Origin of the sequence: Nostoc sp. UCD121 (assembly GCF_014222285.1) — a bacterium.
Classification (GTDB): Bacteria; Cyanobacteriota; Cyanobacteriia; order Cyanobacteriales; family Nostocaceae; genus Nostoc.
This window is the reverse complement of sequence record NZ_JACKZS010000056.1, coordinates 26,425-38,672: the sequence shown is the minus strand read 5'-3', so window position 1 is coordinate 38,672 and position 12,248 is coordinate 26,425. Positions and strand designations below refer to the sequence as shown.

Here is a 12,248-nt window from a genome sequence, read left to right as displayed (position 1 = left end):
ATATCAAATAGGTAATTTTGGAATTTATATATATCAATGACTTTAAAGAAGTGTAATTTTAACTATTGTCTAAATATAAATGATAACAAACCTATAATTCTTTTTTTGCACGGCTTTATAGGAAATATTCATGAATTTGATGAAGCCATAAAGTTACTAGCTGAGGATTTTTCTTATCTCACACTTGAGTTACCAGGACATGGTAAAACTGAAGTTTGCGGGGGTGATAAATACTATAAAATGGAATCTACTGCTCAAGCAATAATCAATTTATTAGATGAATTAAAAATAGATAAATGCTACTTGATTGGTTATTCGATGGGCGGAAGATTAGCTTTATACTTAACTTTATATTTCCCGGAACGTTTTATTAAAGTTGCATTAGAATCAGCCTCCCCAGGTTTAGCTACAGAAGTAGAACGATTAGAACGAGTTAGGCGTGATGCTCAAATAGCTAGAAAATTAAGCAGAAGCATTATTGAAACTGATTTTGCTGCTTTTCTCTCAAATTGGTACAATCAACCAATTTTTGGTTATATAAAAAATCATCCACAATACGATCGCATGATAGAAAGTCGCTTGCAAAACAATCCACAGGAATTAGATAAATCATTGCGCTTCATGGGGACTGGATGTCAACCTTCTTTGTGGGATAAGCTACAAGAGAATAAAATTCATATACTCTTACTAGCTGGTGAATATGATGAAAAGTTTATATCTATTAATACAGAAATGGCTAAACTATGTAAATTTGCACAGCTAAAAATAATTAAAAATGCTGGACATAATATTCATTTTGAACATACCTTGGCATTTGTGGAAAATATCAAATATTTCTTGTCTACAGCAAGTTAGAAATTAAGATAATCTCACGGTTTCTTTAGTGGCTTACTAGAAGGAGTTGGCGATGGTGTTAAATTCGGGGCTATTGGTTGATTAGCTGCGGTTAATTCCTCTTGTAACATTTTCTGATAAACTTTAGGCAAAGAGCTACTAACAGAATTAGTTTCTATACCATATCCTAGACTCGTCCAAGTCGGAGAGAGTCGCCGCAAAACATCATTTAACTTTCCCTGACGTAACAGTTGAGAAATATCAGTACCCCAAACTTTAGAATCAGTTAACCAACGGTAAACTACTATATCTTGATATTCTGCTTCAAAACTATAAGCAGTCCAAAACATCATCTGCATCGGCTTTGGGTGATAACGCGGCGCTAAACGATACCAAGTAATGTTGATAATTTGATATCTCCCAGCAGCCGTAGAACAATTACCTGTATTGGGGCCTGTCACAATTGTGACGCATATTTCAGGATGTCTGCTAAGATCGTTGACTTGTTGTCCACCATATAACAGCGAATAGGGACGGTTTCCACTAGCTTCACTCGCCGAGATGGTTCGCATTAAAGCGCGGATATAGGGATCGCCCTGTTTCATCACCAAAGGCGGCTGTTTAACTGCAAAGATGGGATCGGAAGGCGATCGCAAGTCTCCAATATACCATTGCAACAAATACACAAAGCCAAGAAGCGCAGCTATTGGCCCAATAAGTTTTTCAACACCTTTGAATTCAAAGCCTTTCAGAGTCTAACTCCTTCAAATTTGCTCTCTTTGATAACACAAATCATTGACGAACTCATTTTGACAAAGTTCACACCTGATTGTTAGTTATTATTCTCATTTCCTCATTTTTTTGGTAATTAGGAAAAAAGTGTATGAACCAGTATATCAAGCGAGATACTGCCAACAATAGCGACTAAGTAAAAGAGTTACGCCTACTAATTATGTTATGGTTAACATAGTTGATTTTCCTCGCGATTAGCTATGACAACAGAAATATTAAAATCTGTTGAGCCTACCCTTTACGAAGAAGATTATTATTTATGGGTAGAAACAACATTTAAACAATTAGAAAATAAAGATATTGATAATCTTGATTGGCAACATTTATCAGAAGAAATTGAAGCTTTGGGAATTGAGCAAAGACGAAAAGTAGAAAGTTACTTAAAACAATTATTAATTCATCTTTTACTTTATTGTTATTGGGAAACTGAAAAAGAAAATTGTCAGCGAGGCTGGCAAATAGAAATAACTAATTTTCGTGATGAACTAGAGTTTTATTTCCGTTCCAAAACACTTTATAATTATTCTATTAACTGCTTAGGTGCAGTTTATATTAAAGCCAGAAGGCAAGCAATTCAAAAAACAGGTTTATCCTCTGAGATTTTTCCAGAACAATGCCCTTTTACTTCCGAAGAGATTTTTAATAGTGAGTATTTCCCACAATAAAAGTCATTTTGTATCGCTGTTTGTGGAGATGAAGGTTACAAAAGAGCGATCGCTTGTCTATCGTAAATGAGTGCAGGGTTAAACCGCCGTATGAGAAATGAATGCGCTTTAACCCTACGTTTTGAGTGTGGGATGGAGCGATCGCTTTAGAAAGTAAAATCAAGTACGGTCAATTTAAATGAAGCAAGCTACTTGATAAAGTGCGATCAGATTTGAGCCGCTCATTTTAGAGAATAGAATCCTCTAGAATATCAGCACTGTTGAAATAGCTCCTTAAAGCTTTTTGAGGCTGCTTCCGGTTTGGCAACAATTTCGACAATTTTATTGCGTGCATCGGCTTCAAATAGCGCCTCAACAGCAACTTGGGCAACTTTCTGCCTGGGGATGCTACCGTCAAACAATGTATCAGCGCTCTGCATCACGATCGCATCTGAATTATCTTCATTCTTCAATCCACCAGGTCGCACAATCGTATAAGTCAGACCACTTTTCTGGATATACTCTTCAGCTTGCTTTTTCCACACCAAAATCAGCCAAAACAAGTTCAGTGGATGGAATAACAGCGAAGTACACAAAGAAGAAACCAAGACAAGATGCTCAATCCCCTTTGCTTTGGCAGCTTCTACTAAATTTTTAGTCCCTTCAAAATCTACTTTATAGGGGCCTGTGGGGTCAAAACTAGGTTTTGCACCAGTCGCAACGAACAGAACTGTGCTATCTCCCAACGCAGCATTTAAACTTTCTGGTTGTAACACATCACCTACAACCAACTCAGCTTCAGGAGACAGAATACCCCTAGCTTTCTCTATATCCCGCACCAAAGCACGAACGGGAATATTCCGTGCTATCAACTCTTGCACAATCCGGCGACCTGTTTCACCGGTTGCCCCTGCTACAAATGCTTTCATGAGAAATGCTATCCTGGGAAACTATTGTGTGCTTGTTTAATTCTTTATTTTAGTAATTCTATGGAGTTGATGGCAGATTAATGAGGTTTTGGTCAAAATGAGATATTAGTGTGAAATGACCCAAGCACGTGGGGAATTATTAGTATAGACAGAACGCCAAAATATACAGTAATGCATTTATGCTTTCAAAACAAGGCGAATATAAATCCTGGGAAATAACAGAAGCAGTTTTACCTGTAGCGTCCAACCAAGAACAAGCGAAGGACACATTAACAGACATAAATGTAGCGACGATCACAAAATTTTATGGTCGTTATCAAGATTTTATGGAAATGCCTGCCCCAGCAGAGAAGGTTGCTGAGTATCTTAATACTCACGCCTTATGGTTTTCTCGTTGTGCTGAACCCATGAAAGTGCAATTACTTGGGGAAAATGGTTACGCTCTAGTAATTGGTCGTTTTGGTGCTTTCGGTTATGAAGTAGAACCGAAAATTGGTTTAGAATTGTTGCCCCCAGAGGAGGGTATTTACCGCATCCGTACAATCCCCATTCCTGATTACCAATCGCCTGGTTATGACGTAGATTATCGGGCATCTCTACAGCTAATAGAAAACGATGCTTGCAGTAGCGGTGAGGTGACGAGAGTTGAATGGGAATTAGATTTAGTAGTTGATTTGCACTTTCCCCGGTTTATTCAGCGATTACCCAAGTCTATAATTCAATCTACAGGCGATCGCTTACTTAACCAAATCGTCCGCCAAGTTTCTCGTCGTTTAACCCGCAAAGTTCAGCAAGATTTTCAGAAATCTTTAGCAATACCCCTTGCTGTTAATTCTAAACAAAAGCACTGATTTAACAATCCTTTGTCATTTCTCATACACTAATGACAAATGACAAAGGACAAATGACAAATGACTAAGCTTTAGTAAGAATTCTTTGGACAATTTGTACGCCAGTAACAGCCTGCCAAGCAAAAAGTCCCAAAAGCGTGAAATTTAGCAAAATATGGGTTGCGCGTGCCCAGTTTGCCCCTTTCTGCATATAAGGGGACAAAGCAGCAGAAAATGCAATCAGACCCGTCATACCCAATCCTGCCAGCAGGTGAGGGCCGACAAATAACTTGCCATTATTGATGTAAGTGACACCCATCCCTCCAATTGCACCTGCTACCATCAAACCTAAGAGTATAGACCCGATTTGGTAGTGTCTGACGTTATATCTACCTTTAATCAGTTCTTTCTTTTCTTCGCCCTGAGCATTTCTGGTACGCTGTAATTGCAGCCCCAAGTAGGCAGCATAAATTGAGAGTACTAATAGCGCCCACATCAGCACCGGATGGAAGAAATTCAGCCAATATTTCACCGACGCAGAAAGTTCCAAGCTCATAGTGTTCTCGCCTAATTATTAAATCTTCATAAAAATTAGCATAACTCTATTCTCTGTGCTTCAAGTTGCACAAATTAAAAGAGTCTAAGGGATGAGCAGAGAAGACAAGAGTTAAGCCTCCCTTACCTTTAATTTGCATCCAATCAATAGATAAAATGCTTGCCAAGGCTGCGTTTCTTAATTTTTAATTTTTAATTTTCAATTTTTAATTGCATAACCCTCTTGCCAAAGTGCATAAACAATCTCAGACTGAGTTTTGAGGGTAGACGAACAAAACCCCTGTGTGGGATCTCATTCATGACTGAAAACAACGATACTTTGCTGCTAAAAGCTGCTAAAAGTGGTGATATCAAGGGGCTATGTGCGCTACTGGCTGCTGGTGCGAGGGTAGATGCGTGCGATAGCCAAGGCACTACGGCGTTAATGTTTGCTGCCAATTTAGGCTACACCGAAATTGTGCGATCGCTCCTAGATGCTGGGGCAAATATCAACTTACCCAGAAAACTGTATGGTTTGACGGCTTTGATGTTAGCAGCTAGTGCCAAACAACTTGACATTTTGAAACTTTTAGTATCCAAAGGTGCTGATGTCAATGCCACTAATGAAGATGGCAGCACAGCTTTAATGGCCGCAGTCCTCAAAGGTCATATCGATGTAGTACGAGTCTTATTGGCTGCTGGTGCAAAGGTTAATATTGCTGATAAAGATGATGATACTGCCTTGAAACTAGCCATTAAGCAGGGAAACATAGAAATTTTACAAGCAATTCTCCAAACTGGTGTTGATGTCAATATCCCAGATCAAGAGGGTGAGACACTCTTAACATTAGCCGCAGACTTGGGGCATCTGGAGGTTGTGGAAGCACTGCTAGCTGCGGGGGCTGATGTGAATGCGAAAAACGCTGATGCTGGAACTGCATTATTGGCAGCAGCAGCAGGGGGACATAGTGCGATCGCAGCAGCTTTACTAGATCGAGGTGCTGAAATTAATCTCCAAGACCAAGATGGTGAAACTGCCCTACATCTTGCCGTTGTGGAAGGCTACATTGATGTCGTGCAAGTATTACTTAACAGGGGTGCAGATGTCCAAATTAGGAACCGTCTAGGTGATACGCCACTGCTTGTAGCAGCATTGCAGGGACATAGCAAAATTGTCGAGGCCCTACTGTGTTTTGGGGCAGATATTAATGGGAAAAATCTTGGTGAAGTACCTTTGACGTTGGCTGTATCACAAGGACACACCCAAACAGTGAAAGTGTTGTTAGACTATGGTGCTGATGCCAACACTCTGGGGGATGATGGCAAAACTGCTTTAATTAAAGCAACCGAACGCAAGCACACAGAGATCATACATTTGCTGCTGGCAAAGGGGGCAGATGTGAATTTTCAAGACTCAGCGAGGGCAACACCATTGATGTGGGCTGCCTCAGCAGGTTATGGCGAAATTGTGCAGTTATTACTCCAAGCTGGGGCAGATGTGAATTTAAAAAACCGTGGTGGTTATACTGCTTTGATGATTGCAGAATTTAATGGTTATAAAAATGTAGTGCGGAGTCTGCAAAAAGCTGGAGCGCAAGAATAGCTATTTTAATTCGGAATTTTTCAACTAAAATCTTTTTAGAAATTTCTTGACAAATGATTAAATTAAGGTTAGCAACTTAAAGACCAAGTAAGTTGAAAACGGCCAAGTTTAGACCTAAGAAACAAAGAAAGCAAAACTCCGTCGTAACTGTTGTGAACTTGCTACGGCGGAGAAAAGAAAAATTAAAACGCCAAGAGGGAACAGGCTAAATGCTTGCGTGACAAGGATATAAAAAAGCAAAAATGAAGAAGTAAATTTACTTTTTGCCTTGTACATTTTACCTTTTACCTGCTCTCCCCCTTGACGTTTCCTACTGTGCTAGATGTGCAAAATATATAGTTTTTGCTTAAACAGAAATGTATTCTAAGGATCATTTTTTATGTATTATCCTAATGACTAAATACAAACAAGTCCTGAAAAAAGGTTAATTTGCGATTATTTGAGCGATCGCTATGGAAATTTAAAGAAAAAATAAATTAAAAATTAAATTTGGCGTGGTAAATATCCAGTTGTCATAACCAGTTGTCATAAAATTAGGTATTTATTCATGACTTGACCAGGAAAAATGGTTAATGACTATAAAATTTGCAGAACAACTAGTGTCATATCATCAGTGTTTTGCTTATCATCACCAATGAATTGCTGAACTTGGTCAAATAGATAATCCACAATCTCCTCTGGCCCATTACAGTACTTGCAAGCCGTATTGAAGCCAGTGACAAAATTCTCTTCATCGAAGCGATCGCCACCAGCTGCCGCCGCATCGGTCAAGCCATCTGTATAGTAAATAATGGTATCCCCAGGCTCTAACTGTACCTGAGCATCTTCATATTGGCTGTTAGCATCCAAACCGATTAGCATTCCTAAAGTATCTAAACGGCTGACAGTTTTCGTGGCTGCGTGCCACCACAAGGGAGGATTGTGTGCCGCATTGCTATAAGACAAAATTCTACTGTGAGGATTATATTCTGAATAAAATAGTGTTACGAAACGGTGAGAATTTTCCAAATCGGCATACATAACTCTATTTAAGTTTTGCAGAATTTTTGCTGGGGAATTCCCGTGTAGCACTTCTCCCCTTAACATTCCTCGCATCATCGTCATAATCAGCCCAGCAGGGACACCTTTGCCCATGACATCTCCAATAACCAAACCCCAGCGACCAGTCTCGGTGTCGCCTTTAGTCTTAGACCGAATTTTATTCTGATTGGTAGCAATAAAGTCGTAGTAGTCACCGCCGACACGATTTGCAGGTTTACAACGGGCCGCTAGGACTGCACCAGGGATTGTGGGACATTGACGTGGTAGAAGTCGCCGTTGAATTTCTGCACCAATTTCTAGTTCTTGGTCTAAGCGTTCTTTTTTTCTGAGTTCTACAGCTAGTTCATCGTTTTCGATCGCTACTGCTGTTTGGTCTGCCACTAACCTAACTAACTTTTGCCTAGTCTCTGTCCAACTATATTCTGGATCGCGGCTCAATACATAGAGCCATCCCCTTTCTGTATGCTTTACCAGAATCGCCGTACCAAAGATTTGTACATCTGGCCCCAAATAGCGATGCATCTGGTCATCTAAAATCCCCGTCGCATTCGCTAGAGGGGCAGTATTTGGCAAAAGTGTGATTTGACTGCTGGCTATTTCTAGCGCTTTACGGATATTCTTACGCTGTCCACTATCTTGCCAATGTAACTGTTCTAACCTGACTTGACCATTAGGTTTGTAGAGAAACAGGGCGCTGCCGTCTGCATCTGTCACTCTTGTTGCCATTAGCGGAATCAGTTCCAAAAACTGATTCAAATTATTGAAACTTCTCAGGGCAAATCCTAAAGAACTGAGCAAATCTTGAATTTTGTTCTGTTCCCGGTGCAACCTTGCCACGAGTTCTTTGAGTGCCACGACTGGGGTGACATCCGTCGCGGCACTACTATTGTTGTCAGTGGGTTGAGAGGGCAGTTGAGACACAGGCACAGGTACTATTGCACTTTATATTGGCAGATTTTAGATTACTTATAAGCTTTTTGGCTTTCGTATTGCTAAACCATATTTAGACAAGACTTGTCACTTTAGCAAGAGTATAAAGACGTAACAGGCAACTTTTATCAGTATTTTATTTGCTTATTATATTTTTGATGGAATCTTAGTCATTTAAAATCATGTATTTTTAGTCAAAATCTAACCCGTAAAAATTACTATTATGTTCTCAATTGTATGGAATATGCACCTAACCCGGAGCCTTGTAGAAAGAAGTGTGTACACCATACCCTTTTTGAAGAAAGATCAAAGTGTATTGCATCAAAACGAGAAGCACTATGGTTTTGGTGATAGTTCAGAAATCTTTTCCTTTTTTCATAACTTAATTCCCAAAGCATATCCCTAAAGTCAGAAAAATACTTTATTCAAAGAATAATTTATAACGCTTTCAGGGTAATTGTTTGGGTATAGAAAACTAGGAAATTAGAAGTCTTTTGAGCAAAAACCTCCATAAGCGCTCAAACTGAGCTTAGTTTGGTAAAAACATACTTACATTCATTCCTAAAGCTGAGAATATGTAAATAAGTCTTTAAATACTTAATCTGTATACCATAATTACCCTGATAATCGCCAAGGATGATACTAAATCTAGAAAAAATCTCCTCCCAAAACTTTAAGTCAAAAGCCAGAAACAATGTTGTCGTTTGATCATCAGAATTTAAATCTCTCGATTTACTACAAAAATATTTGTAGATTCTTTCGCAAGTAGTAGCTGAAAATACACCTGGGAGTGTTGAAACAGCTTACTTACACTAAATTCGCTTTTTGAGTCCACAGTGGACGATTTTCCGAATTTCTGATGGTCGGAAGCCGTCTTTTTGGCAAGCATTGGGCAAATATCTGACGCTCGTAATCTAACTTTTAAGGTTACGTGCAGCGTGCAGTTCTCCCGACTTGTTAATGCAGTCGCTTCGCCTGTTGGTGATGCTACGCATAGCTTTAGCTTGCTTCTTTGACAGCAGTACAAGTTGCCATAGCTAATATGAGTTAACTGCGGAGGGAAAATACCGCAGTCTTTGACTCACCCGCGTTGGCTCTCTAACTTACTACTCACCGTTCAGATTGCTGTCCATCGCACACCACAATATTTGTATTTGTGGGAGTGACTATTTTGTTTACCCTGTAAGTTTCTACAAAATGTAAGTTTACGAGCTTTTGTGTGTAGCAAATAAATGTCTTGCTAATCCACTTAAAAAGCCTTCAAAGGGGTTAGGACTTACGCACAGGTAACGGAAAATCTAACCACAGAGGCACAGAGAACACAGAGAAATAAGAGTTTGAGAGGTATTTTGCGTAAGCCCTGGGGGTGAAAAAGTTCATTAGCTTGAGATTTTAGCAAAAGTCACCCATTTATTGTGACAAATTTATGATTTTAGGATTTTAACTGTTTTTAGTTAGTTCCAGTGATAATACCAGATTCAGTTATCCCTAAATTTCTCAGTTTGTCAATAAAAATTTTTAACTCCCAATTTTTCTATTAGCCACTCAAGAGAGCTTCGACAAACTCATAGCTCGAAAAGGGTCGTAAGTCTTCAATTCCTTCACCAGCACCAATAAAGCGAATCGGTAAACCTAGCTGTTGCACAACGGCAAGGGCAACGCCGCCTTTAGCAGTGCCATCTAGTTTGGTTAAGACAACGCCACTCAGTTGGGCCGCTTGGGAGAAAACTTCGGCTTGTCGTAGTCCATTTTGACCTAAAGTAGCATCTAGAACCAACAGCGATTCCACTTTGGCATTTGGAGCTTTTTTGTCGATAATTCGCCGGATTTTACCGAGTTCGTCCATTAAGTTTTTCTTGTTTTGTAGTCGTCCAGCAGTGTCTACCAGAAGTAATTCTGTTTGCCGGGATTGGGCGGCTGCGATCGCATCAAATACAACTGCTGCCGGATCTGTATTTTTTCCAGGATTGGCAATTACTTCTACACCACTTCTACTACCCCAAACCTTCACCTGTTCCACGGCGGCGGCGCGGAAGGTGTCTGCTGCCCCAATCAAACATTTATAGCCAGATTTTTGCCCTAAATGGGCAATTTTGCCAATGGTGGTGGTTTTCCCGGCACCATTCACCCCAGTGATTAACCAAATGTTCAAGGTTTCTTTTTCTGGGGTAAAGCTAGTTTTGTGGGATGCTTTGCTTGGTGCATCCAGCATATCCCGGAGAATTTTTTTCAGATAAGCGATCGCTTCTTCCGGTGCAGTAACTTCTTCTCGAAGTTTTGTTTGTAGAGCATTAATAATAAAGTCTGTCGCCTCTACACCCACATCGGCTTGCAGGAGTAATGCTTCAATTTCCGTCACAGCAGCTTGGTTAAGCGGCCCTTGACCAACGATCGCCTTCAGTTGGTTGAGAATACTCCGGCGAGTTTTGTCTAACCCTTGCCGGAGCTTTTTCAGCCAGGTTATTTCTTCAATCGAAACGTCTTCTGGGTTTCTACCTTGAGCCGCTAAAACTTTCGCTGACCAGACAAACCCATCATCAAATACCAGTCCGGGAATTTCCTCTCCTATCTCTGAGGTTGCAGCTACTGGCTGTAATACCTCCGGTTCTGGAACTTCAATGGCGGTGGCTATTAATTGATCTAGTTTTGCTTGCCGTTCTGCCGCCGCCCGTTCTAAGAAGGATAAATTAGCTGGTGCTGTTGGCTGCGTTGCCTCTGGTGTGGGGGTTTGTTCAATTTCGTTTGTGGTTATTTCTGGGCTTTCGACATCTGGCTCTTCAGCAATTGCAACTACTGAGGAATCTTCTGTATTTTCTTCCTCAGTAGCAGTTTGGATAATTTCTGACTGTGCTGTTCCTAGGGTTGTACTAACAGGTTCCTTAGTTGTTTCTGATTCAGTAATTTCCGCAATTGCCGTTTCTACAGCTTCAGTTTCTGCTAAGGCATTTTCTGAATCAGGCGGGGTTTCTACTACCTCAACCTGTTGTTTTTGCTGAATATTTTTGTAGGCAGCTTTAGCAAACGCCAACAAGTCTGCCGTTGTGTCTGGTGCAGTTTCAGCAGTTGAGGTTTCGGCTGGCTCTGCTTGGGGTTCTTGTGCAGGAGTAGTTTCTTCCTGTTTTTTATCAGAGGGAGTATCAGAGGAATCGTTATATTGACGGCGGAACCAATTAAAAACCATTGCAGCAGTATTAGTTATATGAGTTATAAGTTATAAGTTATGAGTTTAATTTAACTTTGCACTTTTTCTTGGGGTGAAAACTTCCCGGTTATCCTCACCTTTCATAGCTAGTTTCAGGAGAATCAGTTTCCTTCGGTTCGCGCAGCGTCTCCCCTTCTTCCAAAGGAGAGCTAGCGCCAAGGTAAAAGTTTCGCTCGGAGGAAGCCGCAGAAGCGGCTACAGACTTTTCTCCATAGCAGTATATGAATTAGGCAGTGTTACTATGCTGTTTTTTTCTGCTCAGTGACTCGGCGCAAAACACCATTAATAAATCGATGACCGTCGTCTCCACTGTAGCGTTTGGCTAGCTCCACAGCTTCGTTGATGGCGATGCTGTCTGGAACTCCTAAGAATTTCATTTCTGCCACAGCGATTTGCAGGATATCGCGGTCAATTTGGGCGAGGCGAGTTACTTGCCAATCCACTAAGGCAGTAGAAAGGAGTTCATCTATAATGTGTCGATTTTCGTTGACGGTAATCACAAGCTCTTTAGCGTAATTACGAACTCCTTTATCCTGATTAGCTAGTTGAATCAATTCGGGGAAATCAACTGCTGTACCCAATTGATTGATTGCTGTCTGGGTGCAGGCGATCGCTTCTTGAAGCATTGTTCTGGCAGAATTGAGGTCAGAAGCACGAGTTTGGCTACTTAAAAGGCGATCGTTACTGCGTTGCAGTTCACCTGCGGCATTATCCAGGGTATCTTGCACTTCTGAAGTCAGGGTGCGTACTGCTCCTAGCACCAATTTGGATACTAGTTGATCGTCTGGTAATGTATCTAATTTTTTTGGGTTGACTGGCAATTGGCTAAGGCTTAAAAGCGCCAATTCACGAGCAATTTGCTGGGGTTTACGAGGTTGCATAAAAGTCAGGGGTGATTGTGCGAGAACT

At 40.6% G+C, this 12,248-nt stretch carries 10 protein-coding genes; 4 read left to right on the top strand and 6 right to left on the bottom strand.

The genetic code is table 11. The annotated features are described in order from the left end of the window. Positions 1 to 36 precede the first annotated feature (36 nt). Positions 37 to 855: a 2-succinyl-6-hydroxy-2,4-cyclohexadiene-1-carboxylate synthase gene (menH, locus tag GNF10_RS14345; protein WP_185607175.1), complete on the top strand. Its 819-nt coding sequence runs from the start codon at positions 37 to 39 to the stop codon at positions 853 to 855. 14 nt (positions 856 to 869) lie between these two features. Here the strand turns inward: menH and GNF10_RS14340 are convergent, their stop codons facing one another. Then, positions 870 to 1,520 carry a glycoside hydrolase family protein gene (locus GNF10_RS14340; RefSeq protein ID WP_311774159.1) on the bottom strand — a complete coding sequence of 217 codons (651 nt, stop codon included), beginning with the start codon at positions 1,518 to 1,520 and terminating at the stop codon, positions 870 to 872. Positions 1,521 to 1,826: 306 nt separating this feature from the next. On the opposite strand from GNF10_RS14340, the gene GNF10_RS14335 reads away from it, so the two are divergent. Beyond that, positions 1,827 to 2,291: a DUF29 domain-containing protein gene (locus GNF10_RS14335; protein WP_185581794.1), complete on the top strand. Its 465-nt coding sequence runs from the start codon at positions 1,827 to 1,829 to the stop codon at positions 2,289 to 2,291. A gap of 251 nt (positions 2,292 to 2,542) precedes the next feature. Here the strand turns inward: GNF10_RS14335 and GNF10_RS14330 are convergent, their stop codons facing one another. Beyond that, a complete protein-coding gene (locus GNF10_RS14330; RefSeq protein ID WP_185581793.1) occupies positions 2,543 to 3,199 on the bottom strand; it encodes an NAD(P)H-binding protein in 657 nt (218 codons plus the stop codon). 179 nt (positions 3,200 to 3,378) lie between these two features. On the opposite strand from GNF10_RS14330, the gene GNF10_RS14325 reads away from it, so the two are divergent. Then, a complete protein-coding gene (locus GNF10_RS14325; protein ID WP_185581792.1) occupies positions 3,379 to 4,050 on the top strand; it encodes a DUF1997 domain-containing protein in 672 nt (223 codons plus the stop codon). 64 nt (positions 4,051 to 4,114) lie between these two features. On the opposite strand, the gene GNF10_RS14320 is transcribed toward GNF10_RS14325, so the two are convergent. After that, complete coding sequence (locus GNF10_RS14320) at positions 4,115 to 4,585, bottom strand: DUF4079 domain-containing protein (RefSeq protein WP_114080236.1); 471 nt, start codon at positions 4,583 to 4,585, stop codon at positions 4,115 to 4,117. Positions 4,586 to 4,882: 297 nt separating this feature from the next. Here GNF10_RS14320 and GNF10_RS14315 point away from each other — a divergent pair, with 297 nt between their 5' ends. Further along, positions 4,883 to 6,166: an ankyrin repeat domain-containing protein gene (locus GNF10_RS14315; RefSeq protein WP_185581791.1), complete on the top strand. Its 1,284-nt coding sequence runs from the start codon at positions 4,883 to 4,885 to the stop codon at positions 6,164 to 6,166. 576 nt (positions 6,167 to 6,742) lie between these two features. Here the strand turns inward: GNF10_RS14315 and GNF10_RS14310 are convergent. The 3 genes from GNF10_RS14310 to nusB all read right to left on the bottom strand — a co-directional run bounded on the left by GNF10_RS14310 (position 6,743) and on the right by nusB (position 12,220). Beyond that, complete coding sequence (locus GNF10_RS14310; protein WP_185581790.1) at positions 6,743 to 8,134, bottom strand: PP2C family protein-serine/threonine phosphatase; 1,392 nt, start codon at positions 8,132 to 8,134, stop codon at positions 6,743 to 6,745. A 1,540-nt stretch (positions 8,135 to 9,674) separates the two neighbouring features. Then, complete coding sequence (gene ftsY, locus GNF10_RS14305) at positions 9,675 to 11,318, bottom strand: signal recognition particle-docking protein FtsY (RefSeq protein ID WP_185581745.1); 1,644 nt, start codon at positions 11,316 to 11,318, stop codon at positions 9,675 to 9,677. A 260-nt stretch (positions 11,319 to 11,578) separates the two neighbouring features. Next, positions 11,579 to 12,220: a transcription antitermination factor NusB gene (nusB, locus tag GNF10_RS14300; protein WP_174709517.1), complete on the bottom strand. Its 642-nt coding sequence runs from the start codon at positions 12,218 to 12,220 to the stop codon at positions 11,579 to 11,581. Positions 12,221 to 12,248 lie beyond the last annotated feature (28 nt).